Genomic DNA, 20,577 nt, shown 5'->3' with positions numbered 1-20,577 from the left:
GCTTGCGGCGTCATGTACGGGCGTGGGTAGGGTCGTCGGCGGGCGTCGAACGCCGATGGCCCGGAAGGGGGACGGCGCGGATGAAGGTACGAAAGGGGCGCCCCGAGGACGCCGCGGTACTGACCGAGCTGGCGCTGCGGTCGAAGGGGCACTGGGACTACGACGAGGAGTTCCTGGCCGCCTGCCGCGACGAACTCACCGTCCACCCGGCGGAGGTGGGCCCCCGGCGGACGGAGGTCGCGGAGGAGGACGGGCGCATCCTGGGCTTCACCACCCTGGACGGGGATCCTCCCCGAGGCGCCCTCGGCATGATGTTCGTGGAGCCGGACACGATCGGCCGGGGCGTGGGCAGGATGCTGTTCGAACACACCATGGCGCAGGCGCGCCGGCTCGGTTTCGCAGCGCTCACCATCGACGCCGACCCGAACGCCGAGCCGTTCTACGTGGCCATGGGAGCCGTCCGTATCGGCGCGACGCCGTCGGGCTCGATCCCGGGGCGCGAACTGCCGTTGCTCCGCATCGAACTCGGCTGATGTCCCCGGGCGTCACGCCCTCACGGGACCACGACCGGTAGGTGCCCCGCAGCCCTGGTGCCGGGGCCGCGACTCAGCGGCCCGGCCGGGCTGAGCCCCCGGGCGCGGCCGCCTCCAGCTCGTCGATGCTGCCGGACATGATCGTGCGCACATGCTCGGTGAGGTGCTCGGCGGGCCAGTCCCACCAGGCGACGGCGACCAGCCGGGCGATGTCCGCGTCGTCGTAGCGGGTACGGATCAGCGTCGCCGGGTTGCCGCCGACGATGCCGTAGTCCGGGACATCGGCCGTGACCACCGCACCCGCGGCGATGATCGCGCCGTTCCCGATCCGTACGCCCGGCATCACCGTCGCCCGGTAGCCGAACCAGACGTCGTGGCCGACCACCGTGTCGCCCCGGCCCGGCAGGCCGGTCAGCAGGTCGAAATGGTCGGCCCAGGAACCGCCCAGGGTGGGGAACGGGAACGTGGACGGGCCGTCCATACGGTGGTTGGCGCCGTTCATGATGAACCGCACCCCGGTCCCCAGCGCGCAGAACCTGCCGATGACGAGCTTCTCCGGACCGTAGTGGTACAGCACGTTGCGGGTCTCGAACGCGGTCGCGTCATCGGGGTCGTCGTAGTACGAGTACTCGCCGACCTCGATCAGGGCCGAGGTGACCAGGGGCTTCAGCTGCACCACCCGGGGCTGGCCCGGCATCGGGTGCAGCACCGTGGGATCGGCGGGGACGTGGTTCATCCCGGCACTCTCCCAGAAGGCCCGTGCGATGGGCACGGGAATTTCAGGCGCGCGGGTCGCGCCCCGCCCGCTTCTGCCGCACCAGACCGGTCACGATCAGCACCGCGGTCAGCGCGCCGGTCGCCAGCAGCTGGTCACGCGTGTCGGGCTGACGGAGCATCAGGAAGAAGATGCCGGCCATGGCGAGCAGCGCCACGATCGTCAGGACCGGGAAGAGCCACATCCGCACGACGAGCTTCTCGGGTGCCTCGCGCTCCAGCCGGCTGCGCAGGATCAGCTGGGAGACGGCGATGAAGACCCAGACGACCAGGATCACCGCGCCGATCATGTTGAGCAGCCACGGGAAGACATCGTCGGGACGCCAGTAGCTGAGCAGCACGCACAGGAAGCCGAAGACGGAGGAGACGAGCACGGCGTTGCGCGGCACACCGGACGAGATCGTGCCGATGCGCTTCGGGCCCTGGCCGCGTGCGACGAGCGAGCAGGCCATGCGCGAAGCGCCGTAGATGTTGGCGTTCATCGCGGAGAGCAGGGCGACCAGGATGACCACGTTCATGATCTCCGCGGCGCCGCTGATGCCGAGTTGGTCGAGGGCCGCGTAGAACGGGCCGACCTCGGCGACCGCCGGGTTGTCCCACGGGACGAGGGCGACGATGACCGCCATGGAGCCGACGTAGAAGACCGCGATCCGCCACATCGCCGTGCGCACGGCCTTGGCGACGCCCTGCACCGGGTTCTCGGACTCGGCCGCGGCGATGGTGACGGTCTCCAGACCGCCGTACGCGAAGACGGAAGCGAGCAGTCCGATGATGAACCCGTTGGAGCCGTTCGGCAGGAACCCGCCCTCTCCGGTGAGGTTCGAGCCGCCGGGGGAGTCCGTGCCGGGCAGCACGCCGAGGATCGCGAGCACGCCGAGCACGAGGAAGAGCGTGATCGCGACGACCTTGAGCGCCGCGAACCAGAACTCGAACTCGCCGAAGTTCTTCACGGCGGCCAGGTTCGTGCCGAGGAAGACCAGCATGAACAGGGCGACCCAGGCCCACTCGGGCGTGCCGGGCAGCCAGCCCGTGACGATCTTCGCGGCGCCGATGCCCTCGAGGCCGACGGCGACACAGAGCAGCACCCAGAACGCCCACCCGGCAGTGAAGCCGGCCCATGGCCCGATCGCCCGGTCGGCATGTACGGAGAACGACCCCGACGCCGGATTGGCGGCCGACATCTCGCCAAGCATGCGCATGACGAACATGACCAGCAGCCCGGAGATGCCGTAGGCGATGACGATCGACGGACCGGCGGCGGCGATCCCGGCACCGGAACCGACGAACAGCCCGGCGCCGATGACACCGCCCAGAGCGATCATCGACAGATGGCGCTGCTTGAGCCCGTGGGTGAGCGCGGAGTCGGCGGTGGGTGTGGTGTCCGTGGGGGGCGGCGCGGAGGTCCGGGACATCGGCAGGCTCTGTTCACTGGGTGGGACGAGGGACGGCCCACAGTCTGGGCATGAGGCCCGCCCACAAGGAACCGTTGTCCGCTATACGGTCACCGGGCTCACACATGGTGCACACCCGCATACGAGGTGACCCTCGGTCAGGCCCTGCGCGCCCGGAACTCCCGTACACCTGCCACGAGCAGCACCAGCCCGGTGGCCCCTGCCGACCACAGGACCTGCGAACGGGCCGCGTCATCGGTGAGCATCAGCACCAGCACGCCCAGCAGACCGGCCAGGGTCAGCCAGGTCAGATAGGGGAAGCACCACATCTTCAGGGTCAGGGCCCGGGGGGCCTCACGCTCGATGCGGCGGCGCAGCCGCAGCTGCGAGGCCGCGATCAGGCCCCAGACGAACAGCAGGACCGCACCGACGGAGTTGAGCAGGTAGAGGAAGACCGTGTCGGGCCACTTCAGGTTGAGCAGTACGGAGACGAAGCCGAAGGCGACCGAGGCCAGCACGGCCCGCCGGGGCACCCCGCCACCGCCGTTCCCCGAGACCTTGAGCAGCCCGCGCGGAGCCTCGCCGCGCTCGGCCAGGGAGAAGATCATCCGGGATGCCCCGTACAGATTGGCGTTGAGCGCCGAGAGCAGCGCCACGAAGACCACGATGTTCATGATCTGCCCGGCCGACGGCACCCCGATCGCGTCCAGGACCTTCACATAGGGGCTGAGCCCCGCCTGCTGGGCGGTCCACGGCAGCACCGTCACGATGATCAGCATCGAACCGACGTAGAAGAAGAGAATCCGCACCATCGCGCTGCGCACCGCACGGCCCACCGCGCGCGCCGGATCGTCGGTCTCGGCGGCCGCGATCGTCAGTACCTCCAGCCCGCCGAAGGCGAAGACCACGGTGAGTACGCCGGAGACGACCCCGTCCCAGCCGTTCGGCAGAAAGCCGCCCTGTCCGGTGAGGTTGGCCATCCCGACCGGATCGGTGTCCGGGAGGATCCCGAGGACGGCCAGCAGCCCGAGCACCAGGAAGGCCACGATGGCGGTCACCTTGAGCGCGGCGAACCAGAACTCGAACTCGCCGAAGTTCTTCACCGCGGTCAGATTGGCCACGGTGAACACCACCATGAACACCAGCACCCAGAGCCACGGATCCACGCAGGGCACCCACCCGTGAGCGATCTGCGCGGCGGCCGTCGCCTCCACGGCGAGCACCACCACCAGCAGGAACCAGTACAGCCAGCCCACGCCGAAACCGGCCCAGCGGCCCAGTGCGCGTTCCGCATGGACGGAGAAGGAACCGGACGCGGGCATCGCCGCCGACATCTCACCGAGCATCCGCATCACCAGCATCGCGAGCGTGCCCGCGATCAGGTACGAGACGACGATGGCGGGGCCCGCGACGGCGATCCCGGCGCCCGAACCGACGAAAAGCCCGGCGCCGATCACTCCGCCCAGTCCGAGCATGGTCAGGTGGCGCTGCTTCAGACCGTGGGCCAGGGGCTCCGGCGGCAGGGGGGAGTGTGCGGGGGGAGGGGCGTCGTGCATGAGGTGCGGGTCACTCTCGGATCATTTATGGGGAACCTACAGTCTCACGGGACAACGGCCCTGCCTGAACAGGGTGCCGCGCATGCCCCGGCCTCCGTGACAAGCATCACGCCGATGAGCGATTGCATGACGCTCTTTGTGTGAATCCCACTAACTCCTCAACCACCGCTTTGTGGGCGGCTGATGGTGATCGAGCGATATTCCGTCGGCTAACGTCACCCTCAGTCCGTCCCCACCCGTCCTGCTGCCCTCACCCGCGGAGTCCCGATGAGCACTGCTGCCGCCCCCATCCGTTCCGGAGCGGTCCTCGCCGACCTGCTGCCCGCAGCCCGGCACCGCTACGCCGTGGACACCGCCCTGGTCCTCGGCGGCGCCGCCCTCACCGGCATCGCGGCCCAGATAGCCGTCCCGGTTCCCGGCTCCCCGGTTCCCGTCACCGGCCAGACCTTCGCCGCGCTGCTCATCGGCACCGCCCTCGGCGCCCGTCGCGGCTTCCTCTCCCTCGCGCTGTACGCGCTCGTCGGGATGGCCGGCATGCCGTGGTTCTCCGAGGGCAGCTCCGGTGCCGGCGGTGCCTCGTTCGGCTACGTGCTGGGCATGTTGCTCGCCGCCACGGTCGTCGGCGGCCTCGCCCGCCGCGGCGGCGACCGCTCGGTGCTGCGCACCGCGGGCACGATGGTGGTCGGCTCCGTGATCATCTACGCGGTCGGTGTGCCGTATCTGGCGCTCTCCACCGGGATGTCGATGAGCGCCGCCGTCGCGGCGGGCCTCACGCCGTTCCTGATCGGTGACGCGGTCAAGGCCGCGCTGGCCATGGGCGCGCTGCCCGCGTCCTGGAAGCTCATCGGGCGTCGCGGCTGATGCCGTAGGCCCCACCGAAGAGGCTCGCCGGGTCGTACTGCGACACCAGACCGGCGAGCCTCTCGTGTGCCCGGGGGCCGTGGAAGCCCTCGGTGCGGTCCCCGCCGCCGAAGGAGAAGTTCAGCGAACGGCCCATGGCGTACGGCGCAGGCACCCCGGCCACGGCCGTGTACAGCGCCCGTACCGCCGCCACATCCGTACCGTCCAGCGGCGACAGCAGCCGCAGGAGAAAACCCGCCTCCCGGTAGGGCACGGCGTTGTCGTCCGAGGGCCGCGCGGCCAGTGCCCCGCCCAGATGGCTGAGCTGGACCACCGTCATCATCGGTGCCGCGGGCCCGGTCTGCTCCAGCATCCGCGTGGCGGTCCGGGCATCCAGCTCGCGGAGCACCACGCTGTCGCCGTAGTAGGCGTGCGGGAACGGCGGGTCGCTGTGAATGGTGTGGCTCTCGGTGTACGGCATCTCCCGCAGCGAATCCGCGAGCGCCGGCCCGATCGCCCGCAGCGGCGCGACCAGCCGTTCGCCGTCCGCGGCACTGCCGGTGTACGCGACCCGCACCGAGATCACATAGCGGCCCCGCAGCAGCTCCGGCAGCTGGGGGATCTCGGGGTAGCGCAGCGCGGCGACCGAGGACGTGCAGGTGTCCGGCACGGTCCGGGTCCACTCCAGATAGCGTCCCAGCACCTCCGCCGCCGAACTCCCGTCGAAGGTGACGGAGCCGCCGTACAGCCGCTCCACGGGCAGCAGACCGATCTCCAGCCCGGTCACCGCACCGAGCCGGTGCCCGCCGCCCCGCAGCGCCCAGAAGAGCTCCGGCTCGCTGTCCGGGGCGACATGGCGCAGGACACCGTCGGCGGTCACCACGTCCAGCGAACGGACGAGGTCGGCGGCGTAGCCGAACTCCCGGGCCAGGATGCCCAGTCCGCCGCCGAGGGTGTAGGAGACCGCGCCCACCCCCGGGGACGACCCGTTCGGCGGGGCGAGCCCGTACGGTGCCGCGGCCTCGATCACCTGCCCCCAGGTAGCGCCCGCTCCGACACGGGCCCTCCCGTGCTCGGCGTCGATCTCCACGGTGTTCATCCTGCGGGTGCCGATCAGCACCCCGCCCCGTACCGCGCCCGGCAGCCCGTGCCCGGTGGCATGGACGGCGACGGGCAGCCCACGTGAGGCGGCGTTGCGCACCGCGGCCCGGACGTCGGCGGGGCAGGTGGCGTCGACCAGGAGATCGGGGGCGATGGTGAAGCCGGTCTGGAAGCTGAGGGGGGCGGCCGGGCCGGCCGGGGCGGCAGTCATGAGGGAGGCTCTCCATTCGCTCGCTGTTGCGTGGCGAAGGAGAGCCTCCCGGGTAAACCTGACACCGGCCGTCAGGTATCGGTGCCGATCACTCGACCGGGGCCGCCGCCTTGCGGCTGCGTGCCTCACGTACCAGCGAGACGGCCACGACCAGCGCCGCGACCAGCAGCGAGAGCAGTACCTGCTCACGCCCGGCGTCGTCGGTCAGCATGTAGACCAGGACGAACGAGATCATCGCGATCGTCGCCCAGGTCAGATACGGGAAGAGCCACATCCGTACGACGAGCTTCTCCGGCGACTCGCGCAGGATGATGCCGCGCATCCGCAGCTGGGTGAAGCAGATCACCAGCCAGACGAACAGGGCGATGGCACCGGAGGAGTTCAGCAGGAACTGGAACACCGTGTCGGGCCACTGGTAGTTGAAGAAGACGGCCACGAAACCGAACACGACGGACGAGAGGATCGCCGCCTGCGGCACGCCCCGCTTGTTCACCCGGGCGAAGGCCTTCGGGGCGTCGCCCCGCTGGCCGAGCGAGAAGCCCATCCGCGAGGCCGTGTAGAGGCCGGAGTTGAGGCAGGACAGCACGGCCGTCAGCACGATGACGTCCATGACCTGGCCGGCGTGCGGAATGCCGATGGCGTTCAGCGCGGCCACGTACGAACCGTCAGCGACGATCGACGGGTCGTTCCACGGCAGGAGCGTCAGGACGATGAAGATCGAGCCCAGGTAGAAGATGGCGATACGCCAGATCACGCTGTTGGTCGCCTTGGAGACGGCGCGCTGCGGGTCCTCCGACTCACCGGCGGCCAGGGTCACGATCTCGCTCCCCATGAAGGAGAAGACGACCATCAGCACACCTGTGAGGATGGCGCCGGGACCTTCGGGGAAGAACCCGCCGGTATCCGTGAGGTGGGCGAGACCCGACCCGGGGTTGTCCGAGCCCGGCAGCAGGCCGAAGACGGCGAGCAGGCCGACGACGACGAAGGCGCCGATCGCCACGACCTTGATCCCGGCGAACCAGAACTCGAACTCACCGTACGAACCGACGGAGACCAGGTTGGTCGCGGTGAGTACCACCATGACGATCAGGGCCCAGGCCCACTGCGGAACGCCGGGGATCCAGCCCTCCAGGATCTTGGCACCCGCCGTGGCCTCGACGGCGAGCACCACGACCCAGAAGAACCAGTACAGCCAGCCGATCGAGAAGCCTGCCCAGCGGCCCAGGGCCCGGTCCGCGTAGGCGGAGAAGGAACCGGAGCTCGGCCGGGCGACGGCCATCTCGCCGAGCATCCGCATGACGAAGACGACCATCAGGCCGACGAGCGCGTACGACAGGAGAATGGCCGGTCCGGCGGCGGCGATACCGGCGCCGGAGCCGACGAAGAGGCCCGCGCCGATCACGCCGCCGATGGCGATCATCGAGAGATGACGGTTCTTGAGGCCGGCCTGAAGCCCGCCCGTGGAGTCCGGCTTGTCCGGTTCGCCGGGCTGTTGGCCCGGCTCAGCCAGAGTCGTCTGCGACGTCATGGATCGAATCCTTACGTTTTCTGATCACGTGTGTCGGTCCTGCCTCTGCGGGGGTGGTGCGAAGGCAAGGCCACGCATTCAAGCCCGAGTGACACCGGAAGGGGAACCCCCTCTTCCGGATCGTTGACCGGATCGTTGCCCGAGTGGCGTTGCACACAGACCCCGACGCCGGACCCCGACCCCCGGTGGGTCCCGACCCCGCTGACGGCTACCCCGCCCGGTCCGTGCCACACTTCGCACCATGCGCGTGTACCTCGGCTCCGACCATGCCGGCTACGAACTCAAGAACCACCTCGTCGAGTGGCTCACGGCCCAGGGCCACGAGGCCGTCGACTGTGGTCCCCACATCTATGACGCCCAGGACGACTACCCGCCGTTCTGCCTGCGTGCCGCGGAGCGGACAGCAGCGGACAAGGGAACCCTCGGCATCGTCATCGGCGGCTCCGGCAACGGCGAGCAGATCGCCGCCAACAAGGTCAAGGGCGTCCGCGCCGCACTCGCCTGGAGCGAGCAGACCGCCGCGCTCGGCCGTGAGCACAACGACGCCAACGTGGTGGCCATCGGCGGCCGGATGCACACGGTGGAGGAGTCCACCAAGTTCGTCGAGATCTTCCTCGGCACCCCGTACTCGGGCGAGGAGCGTCACACCCGCCGCATCGAGATGCTGTCGGCGTACGAGGCGACCGGCGAGCTCCCCCCGATCCCCGCCCACCACCCGCAGCAGGGCTGAACGGCCCGCACCCGCTTCCCTGTGCCGCCGGGTCCCGCACCCGGCGGCACAGTCGTGTCACCGAGGAGTTCCGCCGTGCCCGAGGGGCATACGATCCACCGTCTCGCAGCGGACCACCATGAGCGGTTCGCGGGCGGTCCGGTACGGGTGAGCAGCCCGCAGGGCAAGTTCTCCGACAGTGCGGCGCTGCTGGACGGCCGGACCCTCACCGGCGTGGACGCCCACGGCAAGCACCTCTTCCTGGGCTTCGACGGGCACGACTTCGACAGGCACAGCTTCGACGGGCCGGGCTGGGTCCACATCCACCTCGGCCTCTTCGGCAAGCTCGGCTTCGGTACGACTCCGGCGCCACCGCCCACCGACACCGTCCGGCTCCGCCTGGTCAACGACGCCCACTACGCCGATCTGCGCGGCCCCACCACCTGTGCCCTGATCACCGAACCCGAGAAGCGGGCGATACACGACCGGCTCGGCCCCGACCCGCTGCGCACCGGCGAGGACGGCGAGCGGGCCTGGCAGCGGATCTCCCGGAGCCGCGTCACCGTCGCTGCCCTGCTGATGGACCAGAAGGTGGTCGCGGGCATCGGCAACGTCTACCGCGCCGAGGTCCTGTTCCGGCACGGCATCGACCCGTACCGCCTCGGCAAGGACCTCACGCGCCAGGAGTGGGACGCGATCTGGTCCGACCTCGGTGAGCTGATGCGCGAAGGCGTACGGAACAACCGGATCGACACGGTCCGCCCCGAGCACCTGCCCGAGGCGATGGGCCGCCCGCCGCGCGTCGACGACCACGGCGGCGAGGTCTACGTCTACCGCCGGGCACGGCAGGCCTGCCACATCTGCGGCACCGGGATCCGCACCGCGGACCTTGCGGCGCGCAACCTCTTCTGGTGCCCGGTCTGCCAGAAGGGCACGTCAAGTCGGGCTGCGGCCGCATCGGGTCCGTCCCGCGATTGAGGACAAAGCGGCCCCGGTGCACCCCCGGAGCACGCGCACCGGACTGAGTCGGCCCGATTTCGAACGCATTGTCACAGGGGTCCCCCTGCACCGGAGGCTGTCGGGTGGATAGGGTCCCGGCAATGGCCCGTCGCAGAGGAGTAGACGCGTACCCGGCCCGGTGGCGAAGATCGGCACACCGGGCGCGCATCGCGCTGCGCAAGTCGGGCGTCGACTACTTCCGCGGTGACGGCTCCGACTGGATCGCGCTCGTCGGCCTCCTGCTCATCATTCCGGCGATCACCTGCGCCACCTTGCTGAACCCCGTGTGGTTCTCACCGGCCGCGCTGGCGCTGCCGATCGTCGCCGGCGGACTGCTGCTGAGGCCTGCCAGCCTGCTGAGCCTGTACGCGGCCGCGGCCGCCGCCCTCATCGTCGAGTCGCTCAGCCTCGGCCCGTACATGAAGGAACCGGCCGGGGTCACTCCGGGCACCGTGCTGGTCGTCGCCGCCTGCGGCTTCTTCGGGCTGGTCCTCGCCCAGTTCCGGGCGAGAGTCGGTGTGCCGTGGAGGCGCGGCGGCACGATGCTCTTCGACCTGCGCGAGAGGATCCGGGTCCAGAGCGCCCTGCCCCTGCTGCCCCAGGGCTGGCACCGCGAGATGGCGCTGCGCCCGGCCGGCGGCCAGTCCTTCTCCGGCGACTTCGTCGTCGCGGCCCGTACCAACGGCGGGCGCGCCCTGGAAGTCGTCCTCACGGACGTCTCCGGCAAAGGCATGGACGCGGGCTCCCGGGCTCTGCTGCTGTCCGGCGCCTTCGGTGGTCTTCTCGGCTCACTGCCGCCGCACGGCTTCCTGCCCGCGGCCAACGGGTACCTCCTGCGGCAGGACTGGGACGAGGGCTTCGCCACATCGATCCATCTGGTCCTGGATCTGGAGTCGGGCGACTACGAACTCCTGTCCGCCGGCCACCCCCCGGCGCTGCAACTGCACGCAGGCAGTGGCCAGTGGGAGGAGAAGGCCGCGGAGGGGCCGCTGCTCGGTGTGTACGACGGAGCGCAGTTCGACGCGGTGAAGGGCTCGTTGGCGCCCGGTGACGTGCTGATGCTCTTCACGGACGGTCTGGTGGAGGCGTCCGACCGGGACATGGCCGAGGGCATCGACCGGCTGACCGGCGAGGCCGACCGCTATGTCGCCACGGGTTTCGAAGGCGCGGCCTGGCACCTGATCGAGGCGTGCGCGAAGGACGTCAACGACGACCGTGCGCTGCTGCTCCTGTCCCGTCGCGCCTGAACCGTACGGAAGTATCCGAAAAGGTGCAACCGTCAATGCGGCTGGCCGCTTTCACTCGAACGTGATCACCGGGGTGGGGTACGGGTACGGTGACGCGGCCCCGTACCCGTACGCGACGGTCAGACCGGCACCGCCGCCTTCTCGGTCTCCCGGCCCTTCGTCGGACCTCCGGGCAGGAAGCGGGCCAGCCAGTCCGAGCGGCCGGCCGCCAAGGGTGCCAGGACCGCGAGCAGGAGCACATAACCGGCGATGAACGGGGAGAGCCGTTCGTCCTGCCCCGCGCCCGCAGCCATGGTCGCGAGAATCAGGGCGAACTCCCCGCGGGCCATCAGCGTGGTGGAGATGTTCGACGCCGCCAGCGGGCCGAAGCCGTACACCCGGGCGGAGAACATGCCGGACAGGATGTTCATCGCGACCGTCAGTACGACCGCGGCCAGCACCGGCCACATCACGCTCGGCAGGTCCCCGGGGTTGATGGACAGTCCGAATGCGAAGAAGAAGATGGCCCCGAACGCGTCCCGCAGCGGATGGACCAGTTTGAGGATGCGGTCTCCCGACGTCGTGCTGCCGAGCATCAGACCCACCATGAAGGCGCCGATCGCGTCCGCGACGCCGAACCAGTCGGAGACGCCGGCGACGAAGACCGCGGCTCCGAGGAAGGAGATGACGAGGAGTTCGTCGTCCCGGGTGTCGATCAGCCTGCTGATGACTTTCGTGCCGAAGCGGGCGACGAGGGCCAGCAGCAACAGGAATCCGAATGCCTTGCCACCGTCCCGCAGGGCCGCGCCGAGTCCGTCCGAGTGGGACAGGATCGGCTGCAGGGCGGCCAGATAGAGGGCGAGGAACACGTCGTCGACGACGATGATGCCGAGGATCGGCTTGGTCTCGGGGCTGCCGAGGCGTTTCAGGTCGACCAGGATCTTCGTGACGATCGCCGATGAGGAGATCCCGATGACGCCGGCCAGGACCAGCGCCTCGGCGTTGCCCCAGCCGAGGACGAAGCCGAAGCCGAGTCCGGCGCCGACATTCAGGACGAGGTAGACGGTGCCGGCGAGCACCATCTTGCGCCCGCCCGCTTTGAGGTCGTCGAGGTGGAATTCCAGGCCCAGGTAGAAGAGCAGCAGTACCAGGCCCAGTGCGGAGAGCATCTCCAGCTCGTGGGGGTCGTCGACGATGACGACACCTGGTGTGTGCGGGCCGAGCAGGATCCCGGCCAGGATGAACAGGGGGATGGTCGGCAGTCCGATCCGGCCGCCGACGCGGGCGAGGACGGCGGCGGCCAGGAAGGCGCCGCCCATGGCGATGAGCGTGTCTGCGTGTCCGATGAGCCTGATCCTTCGTTCGGTCAAGAGGGCGTCAAGGAATCGTCAGTAATTAGTTTACCGAACGATTGACGCTGCAACTATGAACCCCTCGGACTCCGGCCCCGACGGCGTACAGTCGGGCGCATGCCGACCCCGTATCTGACCCTGGCCGAGGTCGAGTCGATCGCTCGCGAGGCCCATCGCACCCAGACCGACAAGGCGGGGCGCCCCTACGCCGAGCACCTCGCCGCGGTCGCCGAGGGCGTACGGATCCGGGGCGGGAGCGACGAGCAGATCGCCGCCGCCTGGTTGCACGACGCCGTCGAGGACGATGCGCTGTCCCGGCAGTGGCTGGACGAGGCCCCGCTGACGCGGCAGGTCAAAGAAATGGTCCTCGCCGTCACCAAGCGGGACGGCGAGGACCTCTTCGCGTACACCGGGCGGATTCTCGCCACCCCCGGCGCGCTGCTGATCAAGGAGTCGGACCTGGCGCACAATGCGGATCCGGACCGCCTCGCGATCCTGGAGCCGGCGACGCGTACCCGGCTGACAGCGAAATATGCGCAGGTGCGTGGGCTGTTGGGGCTCCCGGGAGGCGAATTGCCCACCGACCAGCAGGATCAAGCCAACCCCACGACAGGCTGATCCGGGACCGGTCCGGGGCCGGTCCACGCGACGGCCGGAACCCGTCCCGGCCGACGAGCCCCCGGCCGGTTCAGCGCTTGGCGGTGTCCCGGCGGAACGCCCACTGCAGATCCGGCTCGGTGGCGAAACGCAGTACACGCCGGACCGGAGGGGTGCACAGCAGGGTGACGGCGGCAGCCGCGACGAGGGAGACGACCACCAGGCCGGCAGGCCCGGTGAGCCACTCGTAGCGGTCGAACAGGCCGAAGTATCCGGCGCCCTTCACGAGGAAGCCGTGCAGCAGATAGCCGCAGATCGTCCCGGCTCCCAGCACGGTGAACCACATATGACGGCGCGGCACCCAGGCCAGGAAGCCGATCGTGAGAAGCAGCGCACATCCGAACATCGCCAGGGACATCACGGCCCCCGACCACCAGGGAGCGCCCAGTTCCTGTGCGGCACTGCTCCGGTAGAACCAGCCGAGCTGCATGCGGGGCGCCGCCCAGTAGGCGAACAGCAGGGCACCGGCGAACAGGGGCAGGGCCAGCAGCCGTACCTCACGCCGTCGGACCAGCTGGAAGTGCTCGGACTTCAGCAGGAGACCCAGCACGAAGAACGGCAGGAGCTGCAGGACGCGCTGCAGATCGAGATCGTCACCGATGCCCGGAGTCACCGACGCGAGCACGGCGATCGTGAGGGCGACCGGCAGCGGGTGGCGCAGTGAGCGCCACAACGGAGTGGTGACCCGCCAGATGAACAGGGCGATCAGGAACCAGGTGAGGAACAGCGGATCGAGCAGGGTGACCGGCACGTCGTCCGAACCGCCGGCGTACCGCTTGAACAGTGAATACGCCGTCTCGAACAGCACGTAGGGCACAGCCACCCCGGTGACCAGTCGCTTCACCTTGGCGGGACTCATGTCGAACGACCGTGAGAAGTAACCGGAGATGAGGATGAAGGCCGGCATGTGGAACGAGTACACGACCATGTACAGCGCGCGGGTGGCGCGGCTGCCGTCCATCACGGGTTCCCAGGCGTGGGCCACCGCGACGAGCACGATCGCGAGGTACTTCACATTGTCGAAGTAGGCGTCGCGCCGCTTGGCCGGAGCGGGGGCCTCGGCGGCCGGTGAGCGGGCCGGGGCCGGGGCCTCGGCGGCCGGGGGAGTCCTGACGGCCGTCGACGTCGTCCGCTGGTGTCTGGGCTCCGACTCCCGGGTCTCCGGGGGGATCGGGGCCCTCTTGAATTCGCTCGGAGCTTGGAACATCTAAGGCACCTTAGACCTGTTGATTGCCATGCGTAAATCTCTCAAGAGATATCGCGTGTTCCCGCCCATTCGAAAATGAAACCACCGACAACCGCCCGCTATCAGATGGTTAATCCCCCTTAAATAGGGCATATCGGCGTGAAGTTGAGGAGAGTGAATTTCGTCGCACGAACGCACGGCGCAATACTGTGAATGAACTGTGGGGGTATGGAAACGATCACGGCAGTCGATATTCGAACTGCCTTGCACACAGCGGGCGTACGGATTTCCCGCAGAGCCCTGCCGCGTCTACTCCTGGCGCCCCCTGCGGCGATCCGCCCCGAGGCGCGCGCGGGCGCGAGGATGGCGTGATCCGGTCAGTGCTATCCGTCACCTGGCAGCACCTGCAGGGGAGTTGGTGGCACGATGGAAGCAACGGAGGTGTGCTGGGCTGCACGCCGCCGGGCCGGCAAGGCGGACCGACCAAGGATGTGATCAGTCGTGGCCATTTCACTGTCTGTGGTGCTGATGTTGGGGATCATCCTGGTGGTGCTGATCCGCGGCGGGTCCATCAAGGGCGGGCCGGCGGTCGTGGCCGTGCTCTTCGGCTTCTTTCTGGCATCGACGGGCATGGCGCCGTCGATCAACAGATTCATGAACTCGATAGCCGAGACGATCAACCAGATCAGCTTCTGATCCGCACACGCGAACGGCCCGGTCCGACGAGCAACCGTCGGGCCGAACCCCGGCATGCGGCGGACGCGTCCACATCACCCGATCCTGGCGGTCTGCCGCGCCCGGTCCACCGTCCCTGCACCCTGAACCACCTGGCGACCGGCAGGGGCGAGACCTGCGACGGCGATGATCGTGACTGCTACGCCGATCTTGACTCCCAGGTCCATTGTTCCCAGCGTGTTCGTCCCCCTCGTCCCCCTCGTCGCCTGATGGCAGCGGCCCGCGAGACACGATCATGCTCCCGCGTGGAGATGAACCTGCCACCCCGTTCGTGCACGTGGAACCGGAAACGGAAAGTGTTGAGGACCATCTGAGCGTGACTCCCGTTCGGTGGCGAGGCGTGTCAGCTCATCCCGTGAAATGCCCCACTCATCCATGCGCCCGTGGTCTTCGGCTCCGAACGACCGGGCACGTGCCGGGTGCGACGGTTCAGCGCTTCAGGGCCCTGTACCGCTTGAGAAGAGCCGTGATCCTCCCGTGGTCGGCGACACCGTTCAGTTCGGCGAGGAGATCATCGGGGCAGAGTTCGTAGTGGTCGCCCCACCACCGGCGCCCCCTGTTGTCCCAGATGCGATAGCCGCCCGGGACCCCTCTGGCCACATACCGTCTCCGGCTCACGCTGTGTTCCCCCCCGTGCCGCCCTTCTCGGGGGGACGCTACATCGACACCGGTCGAGCAGGTCTTCAACCTCGGAGGGCCGGATCGGAAACACATCAGGGCCAGGTCGGAGGATGAACCTCTGACCTGGCCCTGAGTGATTGGAGCGGGCGACGGGAATCGAACCCGCGTAGCTAGTTTGGAAGACTAGGGCTCTACCATTGAGCTACGCCCGCAAGCACCGCACCGCAGGTCCGGTGGACCGCGGCACGAAAAGCATCGTAGCGGGTCGGAGAAGGTGCGCGCACACCTGTATCGGTGTGACTGTCCGTGACCGGCTTCGTAAAGAGTGCTGCGCACTGCCTGTCGGCATGTACCCTACGTGTCGCACCGACGGGGTGTGGCGCAGCTTGGTAGCGCGTCCGCTTTGGGAGCGGAAGGTCGTCGGTTCGAATCCGGCCACCCCGACCACCGGCAAGATCACCGGACAAGATCGCGTTGTGGGAGTCATCCCGCTTGCCGTTACTATGCAAATTGCGTGCCCGTGTGTCTGATGTACCGGGCTCGATCCGCGAAGCCGCCTCTCGGCGGCCCAGCAGAACCCCAAGAAGTCAGCCACCAAGGAGACCGAACCGTGAAGAGCGCCGTGGAGACCCTGAACCCGACCCGGGTTCGGCTCAGCATTGAGGTGCCCTTCGAGGAGCTCAAGGACAGCCTCGACGCGGCGTACAAGAAGATCAACCAGCAGGTCACGGTGAAGGGCTTCCGTAAGGGCAAGATCCCCAACCGCGTCATCGACCAGCGGTTCGGCCGTGGTGCTGTGCTGGAGGAGGCCGTCAACGACGCCCTTCCGAAGTTCTACACCGAGGCTGTCAACGAGGGTGAGCTCAACGTTCTGGGCCAGCCCGAGGTTGACATCACCGAACTGAAGGACGGCGAGCTGCTGGCCTTCACCGCCGAGGTGGATGTCCGTCCCGAGATCGAGATTCCGGACTACTCCGGCATCGAGGTCACCGTGGACGCACTCGAGGTCACCGACGAGGACGTCGACAAGGCCGTGGAGCAGCTCCGCGAGCGCTTCGCCTCGACCAACCCGGTCGAGCGCGCCGCCGCCGAGGGCGACGTCGTCACGATCGACCTGGAGGCCAAGGTCGACGGAGAGGTCCTGGAGGACGGCGTGGCCGCCGGTGTCTCGTACACCATCGGTTCCGGCGAGCTCCTCGAGGGCATCGACGACGCCGTGACCGGCCTGGAGGCCGGTGGCGAGGCCACCTTCACCTCCGAGCTGAAGGGCGGCTCCGCCGAGGGCAAGGAAGCGGAGGTCACCGTCAAGGTCACCACCGTCGCCTCCCGCGAACTGCCCGAGCTGGATGATGACTTCGCGCAGATGGCGAGCGAGTTCGACACGCTCGCCGAGCTCCGCGAGGACAGCCGCAAGCGCCTCGAGAACACCAAGCAGTACGACCAGGCCACCCAGGCCCAGGAGCGCGTCCTCGACGAGCTGCTGAAGCTGGCCGAGGTGCCGATCCCCGAGAAGCTTCTCGCGGACGAGGTCCAGACCCGCAAGCACAACCTCGAGCACCACCAGCTCGGCCAGATGGGTCTCGACCTCGAGAAGTACCTGGAGATCCAGGGCAAGACGCTCGAGGAGTTCGAGGCCGAGACCTCCGAGCAGGCCATCAAGGGCATCAAGACCCAGTTCATCCTTGACGAGCTCGTCAACAAGGAGAAGCTGAACGTCAACCAGGAGGAGCTCACCGAGCACCTCATGCGGCGCGCTGCTTCCTCCGGCATGAGCCCCGACCAGTTCGCCCAGGCCGTCGTCGAAGGCGGCCAGGTGCCGATGCTCGTCGGCGAGGTCGCCCGCGGCAAGGCGCTCGCCGTGGTTGTCGAGGCCGCCAAGGTCGTCGACACCAACGGTGAGGTCGTCGAGCTCGAGGACGACGAGGAAGAGGCCATCGAGACGGTCGAGGCCGCCGAGGGCACCGCTGACGCGGTCGCCGCCGACGAGAAGACCGAGGCCTGATCCTCGTACTGATCGGCTTATCTGATCCGCATACGACGGGCTCCGGACGCACCACGTCCGGAGCCCGTCGGCGTATCGGCCCCGCGCCCCCAGAACCCTTGTGCGGACTGCTCACCTTGCGCTCCCAGCGAACAGTTGGGGAAGCGGGATGGCGTTGTCCCACCTGCGCGTTAGGGTCCATGAAGAGGAAGGGTCGGTCAGTCCCGGCCCACCCGGTACGAAGACGCTGAGACGGCCGGAGCCGTCAGAGACGAGCAGGTGGATACGTGACGAATCTGATGCCCTACGCCGCCGGAGAGCCGTCCCTCGGTGGAGGCCTCGGTGACCAGGTCTACAGCCGACTGCTCGGCGAGCGCATCATCTTCCTCGGTCAGCAGGTCGACGATGACATCGCCAACAAGATCACCGCACAGCTTCTGCTCCTTGCCGCAGACCCGGACAAGGACATCTACCTCTACATCAACAGCCCCGGCGGCTCGGTGACGGCAGGCATGGCGGTCTACGACACCATGCAGTACATCCCGAACGACGTGGTCACCATCGGTATGGGCATGGCGGCCTCGATGGGCCAGTTCCTGCTCACCGGTGGTACGGCGGGCAAGCGCTTCGCGCTCCCGAACACCGACATCCTCATGCACCAGGGTTCGGCCGGCATCGGCGGTACCGCCTCGGACATCAAGATCCAGGCCCAGTACCTGCTCCGCACGAAGACGCGGATGGCGGAGATCACCGCCCATCACTCCGGCCAGACCGTGGAAACGATCATCCGCGACGGCGACCGCGACCGCTGGTACACGGCGGAGGAGGCCAAGGACTACGGCCTCATCGACGAGATCATCACGGTCGCGTCGGGCATCCCGGGCGGCGGCGGCACCGGCGCCTGATCCGGGTTCACCCGGACGGGCACCACGCCGCACCCTCTCGTACGCCGAGACTCCCAGCCCACATGAACGCCACCAGGATGGTGAACACCCACATGAACAACTTCCCCGGCGCCTCCGCGAGCGGCCTCTACACCGGCCCGCAGGTGGACAACCGCTACGTCGTCCCGCGCTTCGTGGAGCGCACCTCGCAGGGTGTGCGCGAGTACGACCCGTACGCGAAGCTCTTCGAGGAGCGCGTGATCTTCCTCGGCGTGCAGATCGACGACGCCTCGGCCAACGACGTCATGGCGCAGCTGCTGTGCCTGGAGTCGATGGACCCGGACCGCGACATCTCGATCTACATCAACAGCCCGGGCGGCTCGTTCACCGCGCTCACCGCGATCTACGACACGATGCAGTTCGTGAAGCCGGACATCCAGACGGTCTGCATGGGCCAGGCGGCCTCCGCCGCCGCCGTCCTGCTCGCCGCGGGCACCCCGGGTAAGCGCATGGCGCTCCCGCACGCCCGTGTGCTGATCCACCAGCCGTCCTCGCAGACCGGCCGTGAGCAGCTCTCCGACCTGGAGATCGCGGCCAACGAGATCCTGCGGATGCGCACCCAGCTCGAGGAGATGCTGGCCAAGCACTCCACCACCCCGCTGGAGAAGATCAGCGAGGACATCGAGCGCGACAAGATCCTTACCGCCGACGACGCACTCGCGTACGGTCTGGTGGACCAGATTGTCTCCACCCGCAAGACCACAGCCGGCGCGTCCGTCTGACGTCGGTCTTTCCCCTTGGCACATTCCATGAGCACGGCCCCGGCCGTGTGAACCGTGCCAAGGGGGGCCCGAACGGGGGGCCAGGCAAGGTACCGTCGGATAGAGGCACCAGGAGCCGCTGAACCAGGCTGCTCCCAGGCGAAGGGGAAGCACCTCGTGGCACGCATCGGTGATGGCGGCGACCTGCTCAAGTGCTCGTTCTGTGGAAAGAGCCAGAAGCAGGTGAAGAAGCTCATCGCAGGACCCGGTGTGTACATCTGCGACGAGTGCATCGATCTCTGCAACGAGATCATCGAGGAGGAGCTCGCGGAGACCTCCGAGGTGCGGTGGGAGGAGCTTCCCAAGCCGCGCGAGATCTACGAGTTCCTCGAGGGGTACGTCGTCGGGCAGGAGCCCGCGAAGAAGGCCCTCTCGGTCGCGGTGTACAACCACTACAAGCGGGTCCAGGCCGGGGAGAACGGCGGCGGCGCGAATCGTGACGACGCCATCGAGCTCGCCAAGTCCAACATCCTGCTGCTGGGCCCCACGGGCTCCGGCAAGACACTCCTCGCGCAGACGCTGGCCCGCATGCTCAACGTCCCGTTCGCCATCGCCGACGCGACGGCGCTGACGGAGGCCGGCTATGTCGGCGAGGACGTCGAGAACATCCTGCTGAAGCTGATCCAGGCCGCGGACTACGACGTCAAGAAGGCCGAGACCGGGATCATCTACATCGACGAGATCGACAAGGTCGCCCGCAAGAGCGAGAACCCGTCGATCACCCGCGATGTCTCCGGCGAGGGCGTCCAGCAGGCCCTGCTGAAGATCCTGGAGGGCACCACCGCCTCCGTACCGCCGCAGGGCGGCCGGAAGCACCCGCACCAGGAGTTCATCCAGATCGACACGACGAACGTGCTGTTCATCGTGGGCGGTGCCTTCTCCGGTCTGGAGAAGATCATCGAGTCGCGGGCCGGCGCCAAGGGCATCGGCTTCGGCGCGACGATCCGCTCGAAGCTGGAGATCCAGGCGAGCGACCAGTTCCAGGAGGTCATGCCGGAGGACCTGGTGAAGTTCGGGATGATCCCCGAGTTCATCGGCCGCCTTCCCGTCCTGACCTCGGTCCACAACCTGGACCGCGAGGCGCTGCTCCAGATCCTGATCGAGCCGCGTAACGCCCTGGTGAAGCAGTACCAAAGGCTTTTCGAACTCGACGGTGTGGAGCTGGACTTCGAGCGCGAGGCGCTGGAAGCCATCGCCGATCAGGCGATCCTGCGACAGACGGGCGCGCGCGGTCTGCGCGCGATCATGGAGGAAGTCCTCCAGTCCGTGATGTACGAGGTCCCGTCCCGCAAGGACGTGGCCCGCGTGGTCATCACCTCGGACGTCGTCCGCAACAACGTCAACCCGACGCTGGTCCCGCGCGAGCCGCGCACGATCGGCAAGAACGACGACGGCGGCCGCCACGAGAAGTCCGCGTAGCGGCAGCGTCAGCGATACGCACGCCGAAGGGGCGCCCGGCCACTGGCCGGGCG

The 20,577-nt window shown here is 68.4% G+C and carries 20 protein-coding genes and 2 tRNA genes; 12 read left to right on the top strand and 10 right to left on the bottom strand.

The genetic code is table 11. The features are described from left to right. Positions 1 to 80 precede the first annotated feature (80 nt). Complete coding sequence (locus ACFWBQ_RS05230; protein WP_385484084.1) at positions 81 to 533, top strand: GNAT family N-acetyltransferase; 453 nt, start codon at positions 81 to 83, stop codon at positions 531 to 533. 73 nt (positions 534 to 606) lie between these two features. Here the strand turns inward: ACFWBQ_RS05230 and ACFWBQ_RS05225 are convergent, their stop codons facing one another. From ACFWBQ_RS05225 to ACFWBQ_RS05215, 3 genes are all read right to left on the bottom strand, one after another. Beyond that, entirely contained in the window at positions 607 to 1,269 is a 663-nt protein-coding gene (locus ACFWBQ_RS05225; RefSeq protein ID WP_385484081.1) for a CatB-related O-acetyltransferase, read from the bottom strand. A gap of 43 nt (positions 1,270 to 1,312) precedes the next feature. Continuing rightward, on the bottom strand, positions 1,313 to 2,719 hold the full coding sequence (locus ACFWBQ_RS05220) for an amino acid permease (protein WP_385484078.1): 1,407 nt from the start codon (positions 2,717 to 2,719) through the stop codon (positions 1,313 to 1,315). Positions 2,720 to 2,856: 137 nt separating this feature from the next. Next, positions 2,857 to 4,254, bottom strand: coding sequence for an amino acid permease (locus tag ACFWBQ_RS05215; RefSeq protein WP_385484076.1), 1,398 nt, complete (start codon positions 4,252 to 4,254; stop codon positions 2,857 to 2,859). Positions 4,255 to 4,521: 267 nt separating this feature from the next. Between ACFWBQ_RS05215 and ACFWBQ_RS05210 the strand changes: the two genes are divergently transcribed. Beyond that, entirely contained in the window at positions 4,522 to 5,115 is a 594-nt protein-coding gene (locus tag ACFWBQ_RS05210) for a biotin transporter BioY (RefSeq protein ID WP_385484073.1), read from the top strand. Here ACFWBQ_RS05210 and ACFWBQ_RS05205 read toward each other — a convergent pair. After that, a complete protein-coding gene (locus ACFWBQ_RS05205; protein WP_385484070.1) occupies positions 5,096 to 6,406 on the bottom strand; it encodes an FAD-binding oxidoreductase in 1,311 nt (436 codons plus the stop codon). The two genes, ACFWBQ_RS05210 and ACFWBQ_RS05205, sit on opposite strands and share 20 nt — an antisense overlap. Before the next feature lie 88 nt (positions 6,407 to 6,494). Then, positions 6,495 to 7,934 carry an amino acid permease gene (locus ACFWBQ_RS05200; protein ID WP_385484068.1) on the bottom strand — a complete coding sequence of 480 codons (1,440 nt, stop codon included), beginning with the start codon at positions 7,932 to 7,934 and terminating at the stop codon, positions 6,495 to 6,497. 241 nt (positions 7,935 to 8,175) lie between these two features. On the opposite strand from ACFWBQ_RS05200, the gene ACFWBQ_RS05195 reads away from it, so the two are divergent. The 3 genes from ACFWBQ_RS05195 (at position 8,176) to ACFWBQ_RS05185 (ending at position 10,889) form a co-directional block, all read left to right on the top strand. Further along, the gene (locus tag ACFWBQ_RS05195) at positions 8,176 to 8,664 is read left to right on the top strand and encodes a ribose-5-phosphate isomerase (protein ID WP_385484065.1); all 489 of its coding nucleotides are present in this window, start codon (positions 8,176 to 8,178) and stop codon (positions 8,662 to 8,664) included. A 75-nt stretch (positions 8,665 to 8,739) separates the two neighbouring features. Continuing rightward, on the top strand, positions 8,740 to 9,621 hold the full coding sequence (locus ACFWBQ_RS05190) for an Fpg/Nei family DNA glycosylase (RefSeq protein ID WP_385484062.1): 882 nt from the start codon (positions 8,740 to 8,742) through the stop codon (positions 9,619 to 9,621). Positions 9,622 to 9,743: 122 nt separating this feature from the next. Continuing rightward, positions 9,744 to 10,889, top strand: a complete 1,146-nt coding sequence (locus ACFWBQ_RS05185; RefSeq protein ID WP_385484059.1) for a PP2C family protein-serine/threonine phosphatase — start codon at positions 9,744 to 9,746, stop codon at positions 10,887 to 10,889. A gap of 119 nt (positions 10,890 to 11,008) precedes the next feature. Here ACFWBQ_RS05185 and ACFWBQ_RS05180 read toward each other — a convergent pair whose 3' ends face one another. Further along, positions 11,009 to 12,187, bottom strand: a complete 1,179-nt coding sequence (locus ACFWBQ_RS05180; RefSeq protein WP_385485009.1) for a cation:proton antiporter — start codon at positions 12,185 to 12,187, stop codon at positions 11,009 to 11,011. 150 nt (positions 12,188 to 12,337) lie between these two features. On the opposite strand from ACFWBQ_RS05180, the gene ACFWBQ_RS05175 reads away from it, so the two are divergent. Continuing rightward, positions 12,338 to 12,838: an HD domain-containing protein gene (locus ACFWBQ_RS05175; RefSeq protein ID WP_385484056.1), complete on the top strand. Its 501-nt coding sequence runs from the start codon at positions 12,338 to 12,340 to the stop codon at positions 12,836 to 12,838. A 70-nt stretch (positions 12,839 to 12,908) separates the two neighbouring features. On the opposite strand, the gene ACFWBQ_RS05170 is transcribed toward ACFWBQ_RS05175, so the two are convergent. Beyond that, on the bottom strand, positions 12,909 to 14,084 hold the full coding sequence (locus ACFWBQ_RS05170; protein ID WP_385484054.1) for an acyltransferase family protein: 1,176 nt from the start codon (positions 14,082 to 14,084) through the stop codon (positions 12,909 to 12,911). Positions 14,085 to 14,564: 480 nt separating this feature from the next. On the opposite strand from ACFWBQ_RS05170, the gene ACFWBQ_RS05165 reads away from it, so the two are divergent. Beyond that, positions 14,565 to 14,759: a hypothetical protein gene (locus ACFWBQ_RS05165; RefSeq protein WP_329211088.1), complete on the top strand. Its 195-nt coding sequence runs from the start codon at positions 14,565 to 14,567 to the stop codon at positions 14,757 to 14,759. A 74-nt stretch (positions 14,760 to 14,833) separates the two neighbouring features. Here the strand turns inward: ACFWBQ_RS05165 and ACFWBQ_RS05160 are convergent, their stop codons facing one another. From ACFWBQ_RS05160 to ACFWBQ_RS05150, 3 genes are all read right to left on the bottom strand, one after another. Then, positions 14,834 to 14,965, bottom strand: coding sequence for a hypothetical protein (locus ACFWBQ_RS05160; RefSeq protein ID WP_385484050.1), 132 nt, complete (start codon positions 14,963 to 14,965; stop codon positions 14,834 to 14,836). A 262-nt stretch (positions 14,966 to 15,227) separates the two neighbouring features. Beyond that, positions 15,228 to 15,416 (bottom strand): hypothetical protein, encoded by a 189-nt coding sequence (locus ACFWBQ_RS05155; RefSeq protein WP_385484047.1) that lies wholly within the window; start codon positions 15,414 to 15,416, stop codon positions 15,228 to 15,230. A 141-nt stretch (positions 15,417 to 15,557) separates the two neighbouring features. After that, positions 15,558 to 15,631, bottom strand: a tRNA-Gly gene (locus ACFWBQ_RS05150). 158 nt (positions 15,632 to 15,789) lie between these two features. Here ACFWBQ_RS05150 and ACFWBQ_RS05145 point away from each other — a divergent pair. From ACFWBQ_RS05145 to clpX, 5 genes are all read left to right on the top strand, one after another. Then, a tRNA-Pro gene (locus ACFWBQ_RS05145) sits at positions 15,790 to 15,866 on the top strand. Positions 15,867 to 16,029: 163 nt separating this feature from the next. Next, entirely contained in the window at positions 16,030 to 17,421 is a 1,392-nt protein-coding gene (gene tig / locus ACFWBQ_RS05140) for a trigger factor (protein ID WP_385484044.1), read from the top strand. 278 nt (positions 17,422 to 17,699) lie between these two features. Next, a complete protein-coding gene (locus ACFWBQ_RS05135) occupies positions 17,700 to 18,305 on the top strand; it encodes an ATP-dependent Clp protease proteolytic subunit (protein ID WP_164494208.1) in 606 nt (201 codons plus the stop codon). Positions 18,306 to 18,382: 77 nt separating this feature from the next. Next, positions 18,383 to 19,066, top strand: a complete 684-nt coding sequence (locus ACFWBQ_RS05130) for an ATP-dependent Clp protease proteolytic subunit (RefSeq protein WP_019992624.1) — start codon at positions 18,383 to 18,385, stop codon at positions 19,064 to 19,066. A 156-nt stretch (positions 19,067 to 19,222) separates the two neighbouring features. Continuing rightward, complete coding sequence (gene clpX, locus ACFWBQ_RS05125; RefSeq protein WP_385484041.1) at positions 19,223 to 20,524, top strand: ATP-dependent Clp protease ATP-binding subunit ClpX; 1,302 nt, start codon at positions 19,223 to 19,225, stop codon at positions 20,522 to 20,524. The last annotated feature ends 53 nt before the right edge of the window (positions 20,525 to 20,577 follow it).

The organism is Streptomyces sp. NPDC060035 (assembly GCF_042736635.1).
In the GTDB taxonomy this organism is placed as follows: Bacteria; Actinomycetota; Actinomycetes; order Streptomycetales; family Streptomycetaceae; genus Streptomyces.
This window is presented reverse-complemented; position numbering and strand designations above follow the sequence as displayed.

Bases quoted from the DNA above. Each gene is read 5' to 3' on its own strand.
- ACFWBQ_RS05230 (WP_385484084.1), top strand. From the start codon at position 81: ATGAAGGTACGAAAGGGGCGCCCCGAGGACGCCGCGGTACTGACCGAG.
- ACFWBQ_RS05225 (WP_385484081.1), bottom strand. From the start codon at position 1,269: ATGAACCACGTCCCCGCCGATCCCACGGTGCTGCACCCGATGCCGGGC.
- ACFWBQ_RS05220 (WP_385484078.1), bottom strand. From the start codon at position 2,719: ATGTCCCGGACCTCCGCGCCGCCCCCCACGGACACCACACCCACCGCC.
- ACFWBQ_RS05215 (WP_385484076.1), bottom strand. From the start codon at position 4,254: ATGCACGACGCCCCTCCCCCCGCACACTCCCCCCTGCCGCCGGAGCCC.
- ACFWBQ_RS05210 (WP_385484073.1), top strand. From the start codon at position 4,522: ATGAGCACTGCTGCCGCCCCCATCCGTTCCGGAGCGGTCCTCGCCGAC.
- ACFWBQ_RS05205 (WP_385484070.1), bottom strand. From the start codon at position 6,406: ATGACTGCCGCCCCGGCCGGCCCGGCCGCCCCCCTCAGCTTCCAGACC.
- ACFWBQ_RS05200 (WP_385484068.1), bottom strand. From the start codon at position 7,934: ATGACGTCGCAGACGACTCTGGCTGAGCCGGGCCAACAGCCCGGCGAA.
- ACFWBQ_RS05195 (WP_385484065.1), top strand. From the start codon at position 8,176: ATGCGCGTGTACCTCGGCTCCGACCATGCCGGCTACGAACTCAAGAAC.
- ACFWBQ_RS05185 (WP_385484059.1), top strand. From the start codon at position 9,744: ATGGCCCGTCGCAGAGGAGTAGACGCGTACCCGGCCCGGTGGCGAAGA.
- ACFWBQ_RS05180 (WP_385485009.1), bottom strand. From the start codon at position 12,187: ATGGGCGGCGCCTTCCTGGCCGCCGCCGTCCTCGCCCGCGTCGGCGGC.
- ACFWBQ_RS05175 (WP_385484056.1), top strand. From the start codon at position 12,338: ATGCCGACCCCGTATCTGACCCTGGCCGAGGTCGAGTCGATCGCTCGC.
- ACFWBQ_RS05170 (WP_385484054.1), bottom strand. From the start codon at position 14,084: ATGTTCCAAGCTCCGAGCGAATTCAAGAGGGCCCCGATCCCCCCGGAG.
- ACFWBQ_RS05160 (WP_385484050.1), bottom strand. From the start codon at position 14,965: ATGGACCTGGGAGTCAAGATCGGCGTAGCAGTCACGATCATCGCCGTC.
- ACFWBQ_RS05135 (WP_164494208.1), top strand. From the start codon at position 17,700: ATGCCCTACGCCGCCGGAGAGCCGTCCCTCGGTGGAGGCCTCGGTGAC.
- ACFWBQ_RS05130 (WP_019992624.1), top strand. From the start codon at position 18,383: ATGGTGAACACCCACATGAACAACTTCCCCGGCGCCTCCGCGAGCGGC.